18 protein-coding genes are annotated in these 18805 nt (G+C 65.1%); 7 read left to right on the top strand and 11 right to left on the bottom strand.

Annotated elements, in window-relative coordinates; all coding sequences use genetic code 11:
- Nucleotides 1–320: 320 nt before the first annotated feature.
- From ACYQ12_RS18365 to ACYQ12_RS18385, 5 genes are all read left to right on the top strand, one after another.
- Nucleotides 321–848, top strand: coding sequence for a C40 family peptidase (locus tag ACYQ12_RS18365; protein ID WP_459874412.1), 528 nt, complete (start codon nucleotides 321–323; stop codon nucleotides 846–848).
- A 157-nt stretch (nucleotides 849–1005) separates the two neighbouring features.
- The gene (locus ACYQ12_RS18370) at nucleotides 1006–1242 is read left to right on the top strand and encodes a DUF2061 domain-containing protein (RefSeq protein WP_459874413.1); all 237 of its coding nucleotides are present in this window, start codon (nucleotides 1006–1008) and stop codon (nucleotides 1240–1242) included.
- Between the two features lie 150 nt (nucleotides 1243–1392).
- Nucleotides 1393–1749, top strand: a complete 357-nt coding sequence (locus ACYQ12_RS18375; protein WP_459874414.1) for a YkvA family protein — start codon at nucleotides 1393–1395, stop codon at nucleotides 1747–1749.
- Between the two features lie 136 nt (nucleotides 1750–1885).
- Complete coding sequence (locus ACYQ12_RS18380) at nucleotides 1886–3250, top strand: uracil-xanthine permease family protein (protein ID WP_459874415.1); 1365 nt, start codon at nucleotides 1886–1888, stop codon at nucleotides 3248–3250.
- A gap of 440 nt (nucleotides 3251–3690) precedes the next feature.
- Nucleotides 3691–4101, top strand: coding sequence for a hypothetical protein (locus ACYQ12_RS18385; protein WP_459874416.1), 411 nt, complete (start codon nucleotides 3691–3693; stop codon nucleotides 4099–4101).
- Nucleotides 4102–4119: 18 nt separating this feature from the next.
- Here ACYQ12_RS18385 and ACYQ12_RS18390 read toward each other — a convergent pair whose 3' ends face one another.
- Entirely contained in the window at nucleotides 4120–4587 is a 468-nt protein-coding gene (locus ACYQ12_RS18390; RefSeq protein ID WP_459874417.1) for a DUF2269 family protein, read from the bottom strand.
- A gap of 43 nt (nucleotides 4588–4630) precedes the next feature.
- On the bottom strand, nucleotides 4631–5887 hold the full coding sequence (locus ACYQ12_RS18395) for an SDR family oxidoreductase (RefSeq protein ID WP_459874418.1): 1257 nt from the start codon (nucleotides 5885–5887) through the stop codon (nucleotides 4631–4633).
- Nucleotides 5888–6217: 330 nt separating this feature from the next.
- On the opposite strand from ACYQ12_RS18395, the gene yccS reads away from it, so the two are divergent.
- Nucleotides 6218–8425, top strand: a complete 2208-nt coding sequence (gene yccS / locus ACYQ12_RS18400; protein ID WP_459874554.1) for a YccS family putative transporter — start codon at nucleotides 6218–6220, stop codon at nucleotides 8423–8425.
- An 813-nt stretch (nucleotides 8426–9238) separates the two neighbouring features.
- Here the strand turns inward: yccS and ACYQ12_RS18405 are convergent.
- The 8 genes from ACYQ12_RS18405 to ACYQ12_RS18440 form a co-directional block, all read right to left on the bottom strand.
- Nucleotides 9239–10045, bottom strand: coding sequence for an HAD-IIB family hydrolase (locus tag ACYQ12_RS18405; protein WP_459874420.1), 807 nt, complete (start codon nucleotides 10043–10045; stop codon nucleotides 9239–9241).
- Between the two features lie 40 nt (nucleotides 10046–10085).
- Nucleotides 10086–10889, bottom strand: a complete 804-nt coding sequence (locus ACYQ12_RS18410; RefSeq protein ID WP_459874421.1) for a DeoR/GlpR family DNA-binding transcription regulator — start codon at nucleotides 10887–10889, stop codon at nucleotides 10086–10088.
- The gene (locus tag ACYQ12_RS18415) at nucleotides 10890–11672 is read right to left on the bottom strand and encodes a glycerophosphodiester phosphodiesterase family protein (RefSeq protein ID WP_459874422.1); all 783 of its coding nucleotides are present in this window, start codon (nucleotides 11670–11672) and stop codon (nucleotides 10890–10892) included. It lies immediately after the preceding gene.
- Nucleotides 11669–12817: a sn-glycerol-3-phosphate import ATP-binding protein UgpC gene (locus ACYQ12_RS18420; RefSeq protein WP_459874423.1), complete on the bottom strand. Its 1149-nt coding sequence runs from the start codon at nucleotides 12815–12817 to the stop codon at nucleotides 11669–11671. The genes ACYQ12_RS18415 and ACYQ12_RS18420 overlap by 4 nt, the downstream gene beginning before the upstream one ends.
- 54 nt (nucleotides 12818–12871) lie before the next feature.
- A complete protein-coding gene (gene ugpE, locus ACYQ12_RS18425; RefSeq protein WP_459874424.1) occupies nucleotides 12872–13717 on the bottom strand; it encodes a sn-glycerol-3-phosphate ABC transporter permease UgpE in 846 nt (281 codons plus the stop codon).
- Entirely contained in the window at nucleotides 13717–14592 is an 876-nt protein-coding gene (gene ugpA, locus ACYQ12_RS18430) for a sn-glycerol-3-phosphate ABC transporter permease UgpA (protein WP_459874425.1), read from the bottom strand. The genes ugpE and ugpA overlap by 1 nt, the downstream gene beginning before the upstream one ends.
- A 68-nt stretch (nucleotides 14593–14660) precedes the next feature.
- Nucleotides 14661–16010 carry a sn-glycerol-3-phosphate ABC transporter substrate-binding protein UgpB gene (gene ugpB, locus ACYQ12_RS18435; protein WP_459874426.1) on the bottom strand — a complete coding sequence of 450 codons (1350 nt, stop codon included), beginning with the start codon at nucleotides 16008–16010 and terminating at the stop codon, nucleotides 14661–14663.
- Between the two features lie 287 nt (nucleotides 16011–16297).
- Nucleotides 16298–16579, bottom strand: a complete 282-nt coding sequence (locus ACYQ12_RS18440; protein ID WP_459874427.1) for a hypothetical protein — start codon at nucleotides 16577–16579, stop codon at nucleotides 16298–16300.
- A 178-nt stretch (nucleotides 16580–16757) separates the two neighbouring features.
- On the opposite strand from ACYQ12_RS18440, the gene ACYQ12_RS18445 reads away from it, so the two are divergent.
- Nucleotides 16758–17108, top strand: coding sequence for a hypothetical protein (locus tag ACYQ12_RS18445; protein WP_459874428.1), 351 nt, complete (start codon nucleotides 16758–16760; stop codon nucleotides 17106–17108).
- A 78-nt stretch (nucleotides 17109–17186) separates the two neighbouring features.
- Here ACYQ12_RS18445 and ACYQ12_RS18450 read toward each other — a convergent pair whose 3' ends face one another.
- Complete coding sequence (locus ACYQ12_RS18450) at nucleotides 17187–18551, bottom strand: cytochrome P450 (RefSeq protein ID WP_459874429.1); 1365 nt, start codon at nucleotides 18549–18551, stop codon at nucleotides 17187–17189.
- Nucleotides 18552–18805 lie beyond the last annotated feature (254 nt).

The following is an 18805-nucleotide window of genomic DNA, read 5'->3' on the forward strand; positions in this document are numbered from 1 at the left end:
CCGCGCGGTATAAAACAACAACCGTCTAATGCACCATGCACGGGCGTTCTTCTCGCACACTGCACCGCAACGAAGCGCGTCGACGCCTCGCCCCTGTCCCGGGCTTATCCAAATTGGCGAGCGCGGCTACTCTTCAGTCAGGAAGGAATTGCTCTTCAGGCAGGGCCTGATGCCGCCCTTCGCCATCACGGGCGGCCTCGGGTCAGATGTCGCTTCGCATGGCCATGTACGAACTGATTGGCAGCCACTGCCGGTGCTTTTCGCTACACTCGAGCCATACCATCGGCTGAGTCGCACGAGGAACCTTTATGGCATCAGGCATGGCAACTTTCCCCCATGCAGGGGGAGCAGGCTTCACACGACAGGAGCGGTTTCGCCGATGCTTTCCGTGGCTGGGTCTGCTGGTGGCGCTGTTCCTGAGCGGGTGCGCCGGGCCGGAGCTGCGCACCCGAGACGATGCGGCCATCACGGCCCAGGATCTGTCGATCGAACGTGCGCTGATTCTCGCCAACGCCCGGCAGATGCTCGGCACCCCCTATCGTTATGGCGGCAACACCTCCGCGGGGGTGGACTGTTCCGGCCTGGTGCAGATGGTCTATCAGGCGGCAGGCATCAACACGCCACGCACGGCGCGCGCCCAGTTCGACCAGCTCCCCCGGCGTGACGAGGCGCGTCCCGGCGACCTGCTGTTCTTCGGCTCGCGGGCCAAGGCCACTCACGTCGGCATCTATCTGGGCGATAACCAGATGATTCATGCCCCGGGCAGTGGGCGCCACGTCACGACCTCGTCGCTCGATATCCGCTACTGGCACAAGCACTATCTTGGCGCCGCAGGACCCGCGCCCTGAAAGCCGGTACACGTCGAAGACGTTTCGCGGCTCTCTTCCCCCGTCAGGCAGAGGCCTTATAAAAATTCTCTATCAAAAATATAAAATCAATTACATTTAGCCCTGGCTATACGCTGCGTAGGATGGAGGCATTGAGTATTCCATTGGAGCGTATTCCGTGATCAAGACCCTGACCTTTGCCTGTGTGCACTTCTCCGTGGCGTTCACGGTTACCTATCTCATGACCGGCAGCTGGGTGCTGGGCGGCCTGATCGCCATGGTCGAGCCTGCCGTCAACACGGTGGCCTATTTCTTCCACGAGAAGGCCTGGGAGCGCTTCGGCAAGCGCCGCGAACGGGCTGCCGACAGGGCCCGCTCCGCTCCCTCGCCCTTCACGCGTGCCTGCCATGGCTGAGGCTTTCCGTTTCAGCTCTCGTATACCGTGGCATCTCAGTCCGTACCCTGCGCCCAAGGCCCAGCCAGAGGGCTTCACGCCGGACCAGGATTCGCGCTAGGCTGACGGCTCTCTCCCGAGCGGAGACGATCTTCCGACCGGAGCGTGCCCATGGCCCACGACAATATCCCGGATACGACGCCCTATCGAAACGCCTATTCCGATGCCCGGCTCAGCCACAAGCTGGCCCGCTTCGGCCGTCGCGGGGGTCGTCAGCTCGCTCTCAAGGTATTACAGCTCTACTACGTCCTGCAGCGCCCCGATGTGCCGTTATGGGCCAAGACCACCATCATCGGCGCCCTGGGCTACTTCATTTCACCGCTCGACGCGATTCCCGATCTGATTCCTGCCGCCGGCTATGCCGACGATGCCAGCGCCATCGGCGCGGCATTGGTGACCGTGGCGATGTACATCGATGACGACGTCCGCGAGCGCGCCGAGCGCACCCTGTCGCGCTGGCTGGGATAGGCGCGTCCCGCCGCCTGTCATGACAGCGGGACGCGGGTGGCGCACCCGGGATTAGCCGTAAGCGCTATTGTTCGTACACGATAACTGTGTACGTTATGGATTCCTTGGAAAGCCCCCCTGGCCTGCTGGAGACTCCATGAATCCGAAGCACGACCCCGCCGTTCCCTCGGCTGCCGCACCGTCCGACGCCATCGGCGATCGCGCACGGCTGCGTGACGTCAACTACCTGCCGCCGTTGCGCAAGGCCATTCCCCTGGGGATACAGCATGTCCTGGCGATGTTCGTCAGCAATGCCGCCGTGCCGCTGATCATCGCCGGCGCCGTGGGGCTGTCCGGGTCCGATACCGCCTTTCTGGTGCAGATGGCCATGTTCGTGGCCGGCGTCGCCACCCTGGTGCAGACGCTGGGTGTCGGCCCGGTGGGCGCGCGCCTGCCCATCGTCATGGGCACCAGTTTCGGCTTCGTGCCGGTGATGATCCCGGTCGCTGCCAGCCAGGGCATCGATGCGGTACTCGGCGCCTCACTGATCGGCGGACTGGCGATGGCCGCCGTCGGACTGTTCTACAAGCGCCTGAGCGTGTTCTTCCCTTCGGTGGTGGCGGGCACCTTCGTGCTGATGATCGGCCTGCTGCTGCTGCCGGTGGGTTTCGCCTACGTCGGTGGCGGCTACGGTGCCGAGGACTTCGGCGCTCCGCATCATCTGCTGCTGGCGCTGCTGGTGTTCGTGATCACCGTCGCTTTCCACCAGTTCGCGCGCGGCTTTCTGTCGGAGGCGGCCGTGCTGATCGGGATCCTGGCGGGCTGCGTGGTCGCCGCGCCGCTGGGGCTGCTGGATCTGTCCAAGGTGGGTGAGGCCAGTTGGTTCCAGTTTCCCATGCCGCTGGCGCTGGGACTTTCCTTCGATCCGGCGGCGATCCTCGCCATCACGCTGATGGCGCTGGTCACCTGCGCCGAGTCCATCGGCGACATCTCGGGCACCGCGATCGGCGGTACCGAACGCGAGGCCACCGAACGCGAGCTCTCCGGCGGCGTCATGGCCGATGGTCTGGCCAGCAGCCTGGCGGCGCTATTCAGTGCCTTCCCGCAGATCAGCTTCAGCCAGAACGTCGGCCTGGTCGCGCTGACCGGCGTGGCCAGCCGCTACGTCGTCGCCATCGGCGGCGGCTTCCTGGTCTGCGCGGGGCTGATTCCCAAGCTGGGGGCGCTGGTGTCGTCGATTCCCGCCGCGGTGCTCGGCGGCGCCGTGATCATCATGTTCGGCATGATCGCCAGTGCCGGTGTGAAGATGCTGGCTCGCGCCGAGTTCAACAAGCGCAACATGCTGATCGTCGGCGTATCGCTGGCCGTGGCCATCGGCGTGCCCGCCCAGAAGGAGCTCTACGCAGGCGTTCCCGAACAGATCGGCGTGCTGCTGGAGTCCGGGCTGATTCCCGGCGCGCTGGTGTCGATCATTCTCAATCTGGTGCTGCCGCGAGACTGGGAGGGGGAATCGCCTCACTGAAACCGGCCATCAACCGCCAGGCTGATGATCGTCACTTCCCGAGATCGGCCCGTTTGGGAACGTTGCCCCCGCCGCCAGGAAGATGCTAAAGCTAGGGTCTGTTGACGTTTCATGCACGGCCGCGCCGGAGCCAGTTTTTGTGCGGGGCAAGGCATGAGGAGAGTGGTTTGAATGTTTCAAATGAACGACGAATAACGCAGCACCGTGCGAAAACTGGCCCGGCCCTTCGGGTGGGGCCGCTGAGGTTGCGCGTCAAATGGCGCCATGCGGCGTTGCAACGCGGTTCGCGCTGAAACGTCAACAGACCCTAATACCAGCATCGGCGAACGATAGTCTGATTCGCGCGGTCAGCATTTGGCCGCGCCGTGAGTGCCATCATGCATGACAGGCTACAGACCAAGGATGATGGCGATGACGTCAACCGCTAGAAGACCCGGCACATGAAATCCCTTCTCGATCGGCTGCGCACGCTTGCCAGACTCGATAAAGGCCGCCCCGCCACCCCCGTGGTGATCTGTGGGCTGAGCTACGAGCACTATCGACTCCAGGCGCTGATCGCCAAGTCGAAGCGCTACGAGGTGCGGGCGCTGATCAACGACTACCCCTGGAACCACGCTACCCTCGTCGAGGGGGTACGCGTCTACTATCCGAGCGAGGCGCCCTCGCTGGCGCGTCGCCACGGCGTCGTCGCTCTGCTCTACTGTCAGGACAGCGATCTGGAGATCTTCGATGCCACCACCACTGCCGCACTGAGCGATCTGCAGGTGCCCTTTCTCAAGCTCTCGGCGAACGGCAAGAGCGATATCGACACGCAACTGGGCCGCCGGCTCGCCAATCCTCAACAGCCCTAGGCTACCCACTAGGGGCTGCTAGGCCGGCTTGGCCACCATCAGGTAGAAGATCACGATGAAGGCGGCGAATGCCGGCCAGCCGAGCGCGAACCAGATGCGCATGTAGCGTTCCACCCGTGCCGGTATCGGCTGGCCGTCGCGCAACGCCTCGGCGCAGAGATCGCGGACCTGTATCTGCAGCCACACCACCGGCAGCCAGCAGGCCCCGGCCAGCACGTACAGCGCCAGACTCCACATGATCCAGCTCTGGGTCAGCGGCCAGCCGGCCAGGTGCACCAGCACCAAGCCACTGAACGGCTGGAACACCGCCGTGGTGGCGATGAACAGCCAGTCGGCGGTGACCAGATAGCGGAAGGTCGCCGCCATTACCACCAGATTGCCGCCCCGCCAGGCGCGCAGCGTGTAGTACGCCGATCCCAGTCCGGTGCCGAACAGCAGGGTCGACGAGAGGATGTGCAGCGTCTTCATCAGCAGATACAGATTCATCGCGAACGCCCCGTATGTTGCGATTGTGTCGTGGAGACCCGGCTCAGTCCGTCCGTGGCTCCGTCCAGAGCAGCCAGAGTGTCGCGACCAGCAGTACCGCGTTCTTGCCCACCGCGGCAAAGGGATCGAACCAGTAGTACGGCAGCAGCACGGTGATGATCAGCATGTAGCCCAGCATCAGCGCCAGCTGGGCCAACAGCGCCCAGCGCCTGAAGCGTCTCCACAACAGGCCGATACCCAGCAAGGCGTCGAGCAGCGCTCCGGAGACGACCGCCAGCAGGGCCGGCGTGCCGCTCACGCCCGCCTCGGCCATGATGCGCAGCCCCCAGTCGAACCCCGGCCCCAGACAGACCAGCGCCGTCCCCAGCCAGATCACGGCAAGCACCGCAAGGAAGACCGGACGCAGCGCCGCCGTAGCGCTTTCGGCGGCTCTCGGCCAGTCGTTCAGGCGCGCCTCGAGCGGCGCGGCGCGAAAGCCGCACGCCTGGGCCAGAGGTTCGGGAGAGGCGGTATTGTCGCGACGTGCCAGTGTCACGGTCTGCGTGTTCAACGCGCGCCACCCCAGGCGGTCGCCCAGCTGCGCCCCCATTGCCGCCAGGGGCCGCGGCAGCTGGAGGTAATAGGCCGGGCGCCAGCCCTGCGCAGCTCGCAGCCGGTCGATCAGCCGTGGCAGGGGCAACGCCTGGGGGCCGACCAGTGCCAGCACGCAAGGCGCGTCCGGCCATCGATTCAGCAGGGCCAGTACCGCCGCGACGAGGTCGTCGACGTGCACCGGCTGGACCCGGGCGCGGATATCGAGAAGCGGCACCAGCGGCCAGGGTGACAGCTGCGTCATCCAGGCGCTGCTGGCCCCGCCGCGCCCGAGGACCAGCGACGGGCGCAGCACCACGGCGGGAATGCCCAGTGCCAGCAGATGCTCGTCGGCATGCGCCTTGCTGGCCAGAAAGGGCACGTCCGGCTGATCGCCGGCGCCCAGGGCCGAGAACTGCACGACCCGGGCACCATGGCGGGCGGCAAGATCGAACAGCGCCCGACTGCCCCGGTCCTGCACGGCACTCAGCGTGTCAGCATTGCTGCTCAGCAGGCCGGCCGCATTGATGACCACCTCGACGCCGTCGGGCCAGGCGAAGGCTTGCGAATCGTCGCCCAGCCGAGCGAGGTCCAGCGCTCGCCATTCCACGCCGGGCAACCCGGGGCCGCGACCGCGACGCGAGGTAGCGATCACTCGATAGCGGGCTGCCTGCAGGGCACGCAGCAGATGACGTCCGATGAACCCGGTGGCACCGACGAGCAGGATCATGGCTTGAGCGCAGCCGCCGTCACGCGTGACGCACGACCGGCGCTGAAAGGATCGAACGACAGTAACGGGCGAGAGTGATTCATGGCGTTCCCTGCAAGCGGCAAAAAGCGAACGGCATCCAGCCTTCCCGGCCGGAGCCTGTCATTCGCTTCAGGTTGGCCGAAGCCTGTCGAATTCGCCAGGAGCCGGTAACTATCGCCCTGCGTGCGGATGGCATGTCCATCGACGACGTGCCATGTCATTAGACTTTGGTAGTATGCTGTTACCCTGTTCGTCCGACTGCCGTCATCGGCCGCCATGTTTCGTTTCGGTGCTGATCTTATGCCTCGCATGACTACCGCCGCCTTACCCCTGTCGCTTCGGCGCCTGTGGACACTGGACAAGTTCGCCTACAGCCTGCGTGTGTTCATCGCCCTCGGCGGCGCCATGCTGTGGAGCTGGCAGCAGGAGGACATGGGCGTCATGATCCCGCTGTTTCTCGGCGTCATCGCCAGCGCCTTGGCGGAAACCGACGACAGCTGGCAGGGGCGGACCCGGGCGCTGATCGTCACCCTGCTCTGCTTCAGCGTCGCCTCGCTGTCGGTCGAGCTGCTGTTCGATCGTCCGTGGCTGTTCGCCGTCGGGCTGGGGGCCTCCACCTTCGTGATGATCATGCTCGGCGCGGTCGGCCAGCGCTACGCCACCATCGCCTCGGCGACGCTGATTCTCGCCATCTACACCATGATCGGCATCGAGCAGCGCCACGGGGCGTCGCCCGACAATCTCTGGCACGGTCCGGCGCTGCTGGTCGCCGGCGCGGCCTGGTACGGCGTGCTGTCGATCCTCTGGCACGCGCTGTTCACGCATCAGCCGGTCAAGCAGAGCCTGGCCACGCTGCTCGACGAACTCGGCGACTATCTGATCATCAAGTCGACCCTGTTCGAGCCGGTTCGCGAGGTCGATTTCGAGGAGCGCCGCGTGGCACTGGCACGCCAGAACGGACGCGTCGTCACGGCCCTGAACCAGACCAAGGAGATGATCTTCAGCCGTCTCGAGGGCCAGCGCAGCGGCGGTAAACTCGACCGCTACCTGCGACTGTACTTCATCGCCCAGGATATCCACGAGCGGGCCAGCTCGACGCACTACCACTATGCGGCGCTGGCCGAGACCTTCTTTCATAGCGACGTGCTGTTCCGCTGCCATCACCTGCTCAAGCAGCAGGGCAAGGCGTGCCGGGCACTGGCTCGCGCCCTGCTGCTGCGCCGCCCCTTCGACCATCGCGCCAGCGAGCAGGCCCTGAGCGACCTGAACGCCTCACTGCAATACCTGCATACCCAGGCCACCGAGACGTCTTCCGAGCGCCGGCGGCTGCTGCGCTCGCTCAATGCCCTGTCGATCAATCTCACCGAGCTGGAACGTCAGCTGGCCCGCGCCGATAACCCCGAGGTGATTCCCGCCGACGGCGACCGCAAGCTGTTCGACCGCTCTCCCCATGGCCTCAGGGACGTCTGGCGACGCATCCGCCGCCACCTGGAGCCGCGCTCGCCGATTTTCCGCCATGCGCTGCGCCTGTCCACGGCGCTGGTGGTCGGCTACGGCGTGCTCAAGCTGATCCACCCCACCCAGGGTTACTGGATTCTGCTCACCACGCTGTTCGTGTGCCGGCCCAACTTCGGCGCCACTCACCGCTTCCTGCGCCAGCGCATCGTCGGCACCGTGGCGGGTCTGATCGCCGGCTGGGCGCTGATCACGCTGTTTCCCTATCCCCAGCTACAGTCGATGATCGCGGTACTGGCCGGGGTGCTGTTCTTCGCCACCCGCGCCAGCCACTACACCCTGGCGACCGCGGCGATCACGCTGCTGGTGCTGTGCTGCTTCAATCAGGTCGGCAACGGCTTCGGGCTGATTCTGCCGCGTCTTCTCGACACGCTGATCGGGGCGCTCATCGCCGGGCTGGCGGTGGTGCTGATTCTGCCCGACTGGCAGGGCCGGCGGCTCAACCGCGAAGCCGCGGCAGCGGTAGCCGCCAGTCGCGACTACCTGGGCGAGATCATGCGCCAGTACAAGACCGGCAAGCGCGATGACCTGGCCTATCGTCTGGCGCGACGCAACGCCCACAATGCCGACGCCGCCCTGTCGACGAAGATCTCGAACATGCTGCTCGAGCCCGGCCACTACCGGCGTAGCGCCGACGATGGCGTGCGCTTTCTGGTCATCGAGCACACCGTACTGGGGTACCTCTCGACGCTGGGCGCTCATCGCCACAACCTCGAGGGCACGCTGCAGGACGCGGTGCTGGAAGAAGCGTTCAGGACACTGATCGACTATCTCGACACGATTGCCCGCACGCTCGAGTTGCGTCAGCCGCTGGCCGATTTCGTCCCGGCCCCGGATACCCTCGCCGAGCGGCTCGACCGGCTGCCCGACGGAGGCGACGATGTCCAGCGCCTGGTACAGAGCCAGTTGACGCTGATCTGCCGGCAGATCACGCCCTTGCGCCAGACGGCGGCGCAGTTGCTGAACAACGCCTCGAGCCCGAAGACGACAAAGGCGATATAGAGCAGCCGGCTTCGCCTGCCTGGCAGGACCTGTCTCGACGGTGTCTTGCCGACACGATGATTCTCACGATCCGATCGAGTGCGGTTTTCATGACACCTCGCTGTCCTTGGCCTCGCTGCCCTTGGCCATGACGTGACACTGGCGGGCGTGTTTCGTTGAAGCCTTTCAAGCCTCCTTGACCCCGGCACAATGCGTTACTAATTTTAAAATATCGCTTCATTTATCAGGGAAGATAATGATGACCGAGGCACTACCCAACGGTCTTCAGTAGGCTGGCTTTCCCTCTTATCCTTAATAAGACGTACTTCTCCGGTTGATTTCGCCGGAATGCCGATGTTTTGCGCGAGCGTTTTCCGTAGAGATACCACGCACCAGGCGCATGAATTCAAGCCGGTGTCGGCTTCCATGTCGGGTTTCTTTGCGGTCGGGTGATTAACGACTACAGATCGCATCACACCGTTTTGACGGCCTTTTCGGAGTAAAAACAGTGAATCACCTAAGAAGAAGCCAAAAGGCAAAAGCCTCCAGCAGAAGACTGTGCTTTCTCCATTCTCGCGGCTATCTCAGCAATCGCTACTTTCGACCCCGAGAAGGAGACTGGGTCGATTTCGACATGCTCATTTACGGGCAGAGGCTAGCAGGCACCTGCCAGTTAAGTGGATTGTTACTGGATGTGGATGGCGGCCTCGATCTGATACAGGCCGCCCTGCTGACCGGTACGGCACCAGGCACGGATGCGGTCTTCTGGCGGCCCGCCACAACGCCGCACGGTTCACGACAGGCAGATTAGCCATCGCTGGACACGCGGATATCCTAAAAGCCGCCGCGATGGAACTGCCTCGCCGCCAGCAGCGCATCGGCGACCTCTTCCACGCCCCGGCCGAAGGCGCCCTGCGTCAGCCAGGCCGGCTTCCAGTTCAACCGGTGGCGATGGCGGATCAGGTTGGCGACGCCGACGGTGTGCCGAAAGGTGGCGAACATCGGCGCATCGTTGGGGGCGTCGCCGATGTACATCACATCGCTTTCCAGCTGCATGCGCTCCAGGCCGAAGGTCTCCACCAGCAGGCGCACCGCCATGCGCGCCTTGTCGAAGTCGCCGCGCCAGGCGTTGACGTGAATCGAGCTGGCCCGAGCCTGGATGCCGGCGGCCCGGAAGCCGGCGATCAACGCCTCGATCTGTGCCGCGTCGAGCGAGACGGCCTGGTTGTGGTCGATGGCCACGTCGCAGCGCCGGTAGGGCTGGTCCTGGGCCAGCGCCGCCCGGGGCTGCGTCTCGAGCAGACGCTGAGCCACCTCCAGGACGTGACGCTGGTTCGCATGCATGCGCGCCTCGTCCTCCCACCAGGTGGTCAGCAGGCGCTGCCCGTCGAGGCGGAGGCTGAAGGCGCCGTTCTCGCCGATCACCGCCGCGACCGGCCAGGCCCGTGCGATGTGATCGCACCAGCCGGCGCAACCGCCAGTGACCGGAATCACCGCGATGCCCGCCGCACTCAGCCGCTCCAGGGCGGCAAGCGTCGTGGCGTGCAGGCGTCCCTTCTCGGTCAGAGTGTCGTCGATGTCGGTGAGCAGATAGCGGATGCCACGCAGGGTCTCGGCAGGGCAGTCGGCGAAGGGTTGCATGAGTCGGTCGGGTCCTCGGGTCTCTTCAGGATCGGCAGCGTCAGGATATGCCGGGGCCGGCCAACCGCAGGGTCAGCGGCGCCTGCGCGAGCGCTTCGCGCGCGTCCGGCAGAGTGGGCCAGCGGTCGGTAACGAAGGTGTCGATCGTTTCGAGCGGCGCGATGCGGCACATGGCGGCGCGTCCCCACTTGGTGGCATCGGCGACGAGCAGCCGATGGCGAGCGTGGGCCAGCAGCGTCCGGCTGACGGCCGCCTCCTCGGGGTCGAAGTCGAGCAGTCCGCAGCTGTCCAGCCCGCCGCAGCCGAGCACCGCAATATCGACATGATGCCGAGCGAAGAAGGCTACCGTCGCACTGCCCACCACGTCCAGGTCCTGTCCGCGCATCCGCCCTTCGGCCAGGTAGACCTCGGCACCGGCATGGTCTGCCAGGACCCGGGCCGCTTGCAGATTGTTGGTCAGAATTCTCAGACGCTCGCGAACCAGCAGCGCTTCGGCCACCGCCGCCACGCTGCTGCCGATTCCCAGCATCAGCGACGCGCCATCGGGAATCGTCTCGACGGCCTTCGTCGCGATACGGCACTTGGCGGTCAGCGCCAGCTGTTCGCGTTGGCCGATGCCGAGATTATGGCCGCTCGCGGGGCGGGCGATGCCGCCGTGACGACGCCGCGCCAGGCCGCGCTCGCAAAGATCGCTCAGGTCACGGCGAATGGTCTGCGGCGTCACGCCCAGCGCCGTGACCAGCGTCTCGACATCGAGGCGCTCATGCCAGGTGAGCTGCTCGAGAACGTAGCGCTGGCGGGGGTTCAGCGCCTTGTCGCCCGAGTCCGTGGCGCGGGCCTCCATTCAGCCGGCCCGCTGCTGGCTCGCCCAGAGCGGCGCGCTGGCGTCGAACAGTCCGGGATCGTCACTGATCACCGCATCCACGCCCCAGGCCCAGCGTGGCGCGAAGCTCTCGGCCCTGTTCACGGTATAGCACAACAGGCGATGCTCGCTGGCCGCCACTTCGGCCGCCGCGCGCCGGGTCATGGCGAGCCAGTTGACGTGCATGCCGAAGGCGGCGATGGCCTCGGCCATCCGGCGCCAGTGGCGCGGGAGCGTGCCACAGAGCAGCCCCAGGGCGACATCGGCATCGTGGTCGCGCGCCAGCTCGAGCGCCTCGTACGAGAACGAGGACAGCAACAGCCGCTCCGGCGGCAGTGCGGCCACCGCCATCGCCACCGTCGTGTCGACCAGTGCCGCGGCGGCGTGCCCCGGGCTCAGCTTGAGCTCGAGGTTCAGCCCCATGTCCAGCTCGGCCAGCAGCGTCAGAGCCTCCTCGAGGGTGGCGATACGCTCGCCGGCGAAGCGGCAATGAAACCAGCTGCCGACGTCGAGCCGGCGTGCCGTGTCCAGCTCCAGATCGCGCAGCCGGCCCGCACCATTCGAACAGCGCCCCACATCGGCATCGTGCCAGAGGACCGGCGTACCATCGCCGAGCAGCTGAACATCGAGCTCGACCCAACGACAGCCCGCGGCATGAGCGGCGCGGATGGCCGCCAGGGTATTCTCCGGGGCATGTGCGGAATGCCCACGATGGGCAATGACTCGAGGCAGCTGGGGAGTGCGGCGACGCTTCAGTACAGTCATGGAGTTTCCTTGTGTGCCGGCGCGGCAGGCCGGGATTCAGTGGCAGGTCCGGGCGGGGCACTATCCAGACGCCGGCCGTCGGCACCGAACAGATGGGCGCGCTGCGGCGCCAGCGCCAGGCGCAGCGACTCGCCTTCGCGTACCGCCCGTTCACCGTCCAGGCGCACCACCAGTGGCGCGGCCTGTCCCGTCAGGCGCGTGTAGGCCAGGGTGTCGGCACCCAGCGGCTCGACCAGTTCGACCTGGACCTTGAGACCGGCCGCGCCCTGCGGCACGGCCTCTTCGGGAGCCAGAACCAGTAGATGCTCGGGGCGAATGCCCAGGGTCAGCGAGGTGTCCACCGCCGCCGGCACGCCCAGTTCCAGCGCAGTGCCGCAGGGCAACATCAGCAGGCCGGCATCGTCGACCTGCACGTTCAGAAAATTCATCGCCGGCGAGCCGATGAAGCCGGCGACGAAGATACTGGCCGGCGTCGCGTAGAGTGTCATCGGTGTGCCGACCTGCTCGACCCGGCCAGCGTTCATCACCACCAGGCGATCGGCCAAGGTCATGGCCTCGGTCTGGTCGTGGGTCACGTAGACCGAGGTGATGCCCAGACGCTTCTGCAGGCGGCGAATCTCCAGGCGCATCTGCACGCGTAGCTTGGCATCGAGGTTGGACAGCGGCTCGTCGAACAGGAACACCTGGGGCTCGCGGACGATGGCACGCCCCATCGCCACGCGCTGGCGCTGTCCGCCGGACAGCTGACGCGGCTTGCGTTCGAGCAGCGGGGTCAGATCGAGCAGCTCGGCGGTGGCCGCGACCCGGCGGCGGATCTCGTCTTTCGGGGTGCGGCGATTCCTGAGCCCGTAGGCCATGTTGTCGAACACGCTCATGTGCGGGTAGAGGGCGTAGTTCTGGAACACCATGGCGATGTCGCGCTCGGCGGGCTCCAGCTCGTTGACCCGCCGCCCGTTGATCTCGAGCGTTCCCTCGCTGACGGTTTCCAGCCCCGCCAGCATGCGCAACAGGGTCGACTTGCCGCAGCCGGAAGGCCCGACGATGACGATCAGCTCGCCGTCGTCGAATTCCAGATCGATGCCGTGCAGGGCGGTGAAGCCGTTGGGGTACCGCTTCTTCAGGGCTGCGAGGCGCAGGGTTGCCATGTCGTTCTCTCTTCAGTCGTGCTCTTGGGGCGCGCCATCCGCCTAAGGCGGCCGCTACTTCTCGCTCTCGACCAGGCCTTTGACGAAGTAACGCTGCATGATCAGGATCACCAAAATCGGCGGGCCCAGGGCCAGCAGCGTGGTCGCCGTCACGTCCTGCCACGGCACCAGGCCATCGCCGGTCGTCAGCAGGCGCTTCAAGCTGACCACAATGGTCAGATAGTCGGCATCGGTAATGACCAGCAGCGGCCACAGGTACTGGTTCCAGCCGTAGATAAACATGATCACGAACAGCGCGACGATGTTGGTCTTCGACAACGGCAGCAGGATGTCGCGCAGAAAGCGCCATGGTCCGGCCCCGTCGATGCGCGCCGCCTCAACCAGCTCGGACGGAATCGTCAGGTAGAACTGGCGCAGCAGGAAGGTGGCCGTGGCGCTGGCGATCAGCGGCAGGATCAGCCCGGCGTAGCTGTCGAGCAGATGGAGATCGGCAGCCACCTTGAAGGTCGGCAGGATGCGCACTTCCACCGGCAGCATCAGCGTGATGAAGATCAGCCAGAAGCACAGCCGACGCAGCGGAAAGTCGAAAAACACGATGGCGTAGGCGGCAAGAATCGAGATGGCGATCTTGCCCAGGGCGATACCCAGCGCCATGACCATCGAGTTGAACAGCAGTGTCATGACGTCCGCGCCGAGATTGCGGACCGGATCGCCAAGCAGCCGGGCATAGTTGGCAAGCCCGGCCTCGCCAAACCACAGCGGCGCGACATGGGCGTAAAGGTCGCCCAGCTGGTGGGTGCTGGCGGTGGCGGCGACCCACACCGGCAGAAAGAACAGGCCGCAACCGAGAATCAGCAACACGTGGCTGACCACATCCAGCCCGGGACGGTGATAGCGCATCAGTACTGCACCTTGCGTTCGACGTAACGGAACTGGATCAGCGTCAGCACGCCGACCAGCAGCATCAGCAGTACCGACTGGGCGGCACTCGCCCCCTGATCCTGGCCGACGAAGCCGTCCTCGTAGACCTTGTACACCAAGGTGCGTGTCGCCCCGCCCGGACCGCCGGAAGTCGTCGCATCGATGGTGCCGAAGGTCTCGAAGAAGGCGTAGACCACGTTCATCACCAGCAGGAAAAAGCTCACCGGTGACAGCAATGGGAAGGTGATGGTCCAGAAACGCCGCCAGGGGCCGGCCCGGTCCATGGCGGCCGCTTCCAGCAGGCTCCGGGGGATCGCCTGCAGACCGGCGAGGAAGAACACGAAGTTGTAGCTCATCTGCTTCCAGATCGAGGCCACGATCACTAGCAGCAGCGCCTGGTTGCCGTTGAGGTTGTGATCCCAGTCGATGCCCCACTGCTCGAGCAGCGTGCTCAGCAGCCCCAGCGTGGGATCGAACAGAAACAGCCATAGCACCCCCGCCACCGCGGGCGCCACGGCATAGGGCCAGATCAGCAGCGTCTTGTAGACGCTGTCGCCCTTGAGGACCCGGTCGGCGAGTACCGCCAGGCACAAGGCGATCCCCATGGCGCCGAAGGCCACCGCCAGCGAGAACACCACGGTGGTCCACAGGGCGTCGAGATATTCCCGCGAGCCGAGCACGGCAAGAAAATTCGCCAGCCCGGCAAACTCGCGCGACAGCCCGAAGGCATCCTCGATATAGAAGGCCTGCTCGATGGCCTGTCCGGCGGGCCAGAAGAAGAACACCGCAACGATGAGCAGCTGCGGCGCCAGCAGCAGCCAGGGCGTCAGACGGTGACGCGCGAAATGGGTCATGGCGTGACGTATCCTGCACAACGGGCAATCGGAGGGCATGCGGCCCGGAAGGCCGGGCCGCGTAACGATCAGCGGTTGGCGCGCTCGAACTTCTCGAGCAGGGCGTTGCCGCGCTCGACGGCTTGGTCGAGGCCTTCCTGAACACCGATCTGGCCGACAAAGATCTTCTCCAGCGCCTCGTTGGTGACGTCGCGGATCTGCACCATATTGCCCAGGCGGATGCCCTTGGAATTGGCGGTCGGCTCGCTGCCGGTCATCTGCCGGATCGCCACGTCGGTGCCCGGGTTCTGCTCATAGAAGCCCTGGCTGCGGGTCAGTTCGGCGGCGGCGGTGGTGATCGGCAGATAGCCGGTGAACTGGTGCCAGTCGGCCTGAACCTCGGGCGAGGAGAGGTATTCGAAGAAGCGTGCCACGCCCTGTTTCTGCTCGTCGCTCGCGCCGCTGAGTACCCACAGCGAGGCACCCCCGATGATGGTGTTGTTGGGCGTGTCGGTGACTTCGGTATCGTAGGGCAGCGGCGCGACGCCAAACGCGAAGTCCTTGGCGCTTTCGCGCACCCCGGCATAGCTGGCGGAGGAGCCCATCAGCATCGCGCATTCGCCGGAGTAGAACTTGGGCGCGGCATCGTCGTAGCGCCCGCCATAGGCGAAACGCCCATCGTCCTGCCACTGCTTGAGACGCTGGATATGATTGACCACCGCGGTCCGGTTGAACTGCAGTCGCGCATCGAGCCCCTCGAAGCCGTTGGCCTGGCTGGCGAAGGGGATATCGTTGCGTGCCGAGTAGTTCTCGAGCATCACCCAGGAGGGCCAGGTAGTGGTCAGGCCGCATTCGGCGGCGCCGGAATCGACGACCTTCCCGAGAGCCTCGCCAAGCCCTTGCCAGGTAGTCGGTACCTCATCGACACCGGCCTCGGCCAGCACGTCGCGGTTGTAGTACATCACCGGTGTCGACGAGTTGAACGGCATCGACAGCATCTGCCCGTCGGGATCGGTGTAATAGCCCGAGACGGCGGGCAGATAGGCGTTTGGATCGAAGCTCGCCGATTGCGCTTCCATCAACTCGTGTACCGGCACGATAGCGCCCTGGGCGGCCATCATGGTGGCGGTGCCGACCTCGTAGATCTGCACGATCTGCGGCGCCTTGCCGGCACGGAAGGCGGCAATGGCGGAGGTCATCGTCTCGGTATAGTTGCCCTTGAACACCGGCTTGACGACATAGTCGTCCTGGCTGGCGTTGAAGTCGGCGGCTATCTCCTCGACCTTCTGCCCCAGTTCGGCCCCCATGGCGTGCCACCACTCGATCTGGGTGGCGGCCCGGGCCGGCGATGCGCCCAGCAGCGCGGCAGCGGCGAGACCCAGCATCAATTGCGTACGACGGGCGCCGAAGGTGACGGACGAAAGCGAAGAGCGTTGCATGAGAACTCCTGGAGATCGCGGTACACGTGGATGGCATCGGCGCTTGCGTACCAATACCCGGGGCATCACGTGATCGAACGAACATCATCCAACCCTGAACGTGATCGTTCGAAACGTGCCGACGACTCTAGGCAGCGATTCTTTCAACGCGGTGACAGTTATATGTTCATTGGAAGACAGACATCGAGAACGGCCAGACTTCCGTCTGGCCGAGAAGGGCCGGTCGGGCGCCAGGCCGTGAGGCATGATGCCCTGCGAGGCGTGTTGGAGAGCTAGCCGTTACTGCGCTAGTCGTTATTGAACTGGGGGGCCGCCGATCCCGGTCCGGCCAGCCCCTGAGGGTTCTCCTCGACATGAATGGCGCATTCGTACTGGTCGAGGTCGGAGTCGGTGATCGCCGTCACCTTTACCGGAAAGTGCACATCCTGCTCCTCGAGCGCCGGCAACTCGTCTGCGGTGAACTCCTGACCGACGGCCGGCGGCGACTCGAGCGCGATGGTCATCGGTTCGCGATTGCGGACCCTTTCGCCTGATTGCACTTCCCAGACAACGAGTTCGTAAGTCGGCATGGTGGGCTCCCTGATTACGGTTTTCTTCACTGTAGGGCAGGTCTGGCATGGTGTCCTGCCATCCCGTCACGCCCGGCCCCGCAGACTGGCTCATGTTCGGTCTGCCCAACCCCGCAGACTGGCTATGCTGTGTTCGTGGATATCACTGCACGTCAATCAGCCGACAGGAGCCCGAAGCATGGAACGCAAACCCTTGAACGACATGTCCGCCAAGACGCCGGTTGCGGAGCAGCGCAAGCAGACCCTGATGGATATCGTGCGCGATAGTGTCGGCAGCGGTGAGGCGTTCAACGACAGCGACGACATGGCGAACCTCGACGAGACCGAGCTCTGGTTCTTGAAGGCCTTCGCCACGCTGTCCAAGACGCGCTCGACCGATCCCCAGCCGTATCCGATTCCCTTCGGCGACATCCAGTCCTATCTCGAAGCGCAGGAGCTTCCCGTCGAGGCGGATGAGTTCGTCGACACGATCCAGGCGATGGATGCCGTCTGGCTGAAAGAGCAGGCGGAGCACAAGGGCAAACCGTAAGTTGCCGCCGCAGGCCGTTCGCCGAGGCGCAGAGGTCCTGAACACGCTCCCGAACATTAAGGCCTGAACCCACCGCCCTCACCGGGGCGGCAGCGTAGGCCTCTCGTCCAGTTGGAAGCGCAGCGTGTAGTTGTCGAGCAGCGCCGGCATCGGCCGATGCTCATCAAGCCGCTCGGGCGGTTCGAGGCGGACCTCACGATGCTCGATCAGCCTGGCCAGCATGCGGCTGGTCAGCATCAGCACCAGATGACGCCCCGGGCAGACCCCGGGACCGCCGCTGAACGGAATCAGCGGCCAATCTCCGGCATCGCGGGGTGTCAGCCATAGTTCGGGGGCGAAACGATCGGCGTAATCGAGATGCCGGTCGTCCCGGTGGAAGTAGGGCGTGAAAATCAGGATGGAGGTGCGAGCCGGCATCGCGCCGGCCTCCCAGTGCGTCGGCTGGGTGCTCTCGCGCAGCATCATCGGCGTGGTCGGCCATAGCCGCAGCGACTCGAGTACGCAGGCGCGAAGGAAATTGAGTTCGGGCTGGGGCTCCGCCTTGTGTTCGGCGATCTCGGCACGCGCCCGCTCCGCGTGGCCGCGGTGAGCGGCAAGCAATCCCAGGGCGCGAAAGGTGGCCATGCCGGCCGGGTCGAAGGCGAACAGCCACTGCGGCACCTGGTTCTCCGGCGCCGTCTTGCCGTTGGCGGGGGTGCGCGCCATCGCCGCCGCCAGGCTGCCCGGCTCGGCCCGCTCGAGATGGGCATGCAACCGGGCGAAGAAACGCTCGTTCAACTGGTCGCGCTTGGGCCGTGCGAACCCCCAGTTGCCGGCGGCGCGCAGATCGGCCAGCAGGTCCGTCAATTCATGGTCGTCACGCGCCGCATCCCCCAGTACCACCCGGCGCACCACGCGAAACCAGGCTTCGATGAACATGTCCCAGTCCAGCGTGCCGCCCTGGCGCTGCACCGCATCGAGTAGCGTCTGCGCCTCCTGATCGACCACCGGCAGGAAGCGCTCGGCCATGCGATGTACCGCATGGGCCATGTCCAGCACCTTCTCGTTGTATTGGCGGCGCTCGGTACGTTCACTGCCCCGCGAAATCAGGGCCACCTCGGGTTCGAAGTGAGACAGTGCACTGCGCTTGGCGCTCTCGTCGGGAGTGAATGGCTCCGGCGTATCCTCCAGCACGCGATGAACGTGGGCGGGATCCAGCACGAGCGCCAGCGTCTTATAGGGCGTGCGCACCAACAACGGCCCGCTGCCATGGGTATCGCTGAGCTGCTGCAAGCGCCGTACGGCGCGCCCGTCCAGTCCCAGGCGCTCCGACATTCCTACCACCTTGGGCCGGCGGATGATCGCCCCCTTGGCCAGGGTCGGTACCAGAATGTCGCGGAATATCGCCAGCGTCTCCCGGACACTCGCCGTCGGCAGCGTGCCGGTGGATGGAACCTTCGCCATGTCACTCTCCCTGTCTCACCACCCTGAGGCGGCGTTCCATGTCCTTTTGAAGTTACCGCCTATCCCTTCAGTGTATGACCTAAGGGGAGCGAGTGCCTGAAAAGGGCTTCTACAGGATTGGTTAGACAGGCTCTAGGGCTCATCTTCAGGACATGAACATGGCGCGCTCTTCGCTTGCGCTCGCAAAACCGACGGCGGTATTTTCAGTCCGCGTCTCTCCTGTCACCGACCTATCGTTTCCCCGTTGTTTCTTA

The organism is Halomonas shantousis, assembly GCF_054654615.1.

Bases quoted from the DNA above. Each gene is read 5' to 3' on its own strand.
- ACYQ12_RS18450 (WP_459874429.1), bottom strand. From the start codon at position 18,551: ATGGCGAAGGTTCCATCCACCGGCACGCTGCCGACGGCGAGTGTCCGG.
- ACYQ12_RS18405 (WP_459874420.1), bottom strand. From the start codon at position 10,045: ATGCAACCCTTCGCCGACTGCCCTGCCGAGACCCTGCGTGGCATCCGC.
- ACYQ12_RS18415 (WP_459874422.1), bottom strand. From the start codon at position 11,672: ATGACTGTACTGAAGCGTCGCCGCACTCCCCAGCTGCCTCGAGTCATT.
- ACYQ12_RS18375 (WP_459874414.1), top strand. From the start codon at position 1,393: ATGGCCCACGACAATATCCCGGATACGACGCCCTATCGAAACGCCTAT.
- ACYQ12_RS18445 (WP_459874428.1), top strand. From the start codon at position 16,758: ATGGAACGCAAACCCTTGAACGACATGTCCGCCAAGACGCCGGTTGCG.
- ugpB (WP_459874426.1), bottom strand. From the start codon at position 16,010: ATGCAACGCTCTTCGCTTTCGTCCGTCACCTTCGGCGCCCGTCGTACG.
- ugpA (WP_459874425.1), bottom strand. From the start codon at position 14,592: ATGACCCATTTCGCGCGTCACCGTCTGACGCCCTGGCTGCTGCTGGCG.
- ACYQ12_RS18385 (WP_459874416.1), top strand. From the start codon at position 3,691: ATGAAATCCCTTCTCGATCGGCTGCGCACGCTTGCCAGACTCGATAAA.
- ACYQ12_RS18410 (WP_459874421.1), bottom strand. From the start codon at position 10,889: ATGGAGGCCCGCGCCACGGACTCGGGCGACAAGGCGCTGAACCCCCGC.
- ACYQ12_RS18390 (WP_459874417.1), bottom strand. From the start codon at position 4,587: ATGAATCTGTATCTGCTGATGAAGACGCTGCACATCCTCTCGTCGACC.
- yccS (WP_459874554.1), top strand. From the start codon at position 6,218: ATGACTACCGCCGCCTTACCCCTGTCGCTTCGGCGCCTGTGGACACTG.
- ugpE (WP_459874424.1), bottom strand. From the start codon at position 13,717: ATGCGCTATCACCGTCCCGGGCTGGATGTGGTCAGCCACGTGTTGCTG.
- ACYQ12_RS18380 (WP_459874415.1), top strand. From the start codon at position 1,886: ATGAATCCGAAGCACGACCCCGCCGTTCCCTCGGCTGCCGCACCGTCC.
- ACYQ12_RS18440 (WP_459874427.1), bottom strand. From the start codon at position 16,579: ATGCCGACTTACGAACTCGTTGTCTGGGAAGTGCAATCAGGCGAAAGG.
- ACYQ12_RS18395 (WP_459874418.1), bottom strand. From the start codon at position 5,887: ATGATCCTGCTCGTCGGTGCCACCGGGTTCATCGGACGTCATCTGCTG.
- ACYQ12_RS18365 (WP_459874412.1), top strand. From the start codon at position 321: ATGGCAACTTTCCCCCATGCAGGGGGAGCAGGCTTCACACGACAGGAG.
- ACYQ12_RS18420 (WP_459874423.1), bottom strand. From the start codon at position 12,817: ATGGCAACCCTGCGCCTCGCAGCCCTGAAGAAGCGGTACCCCAACGGC.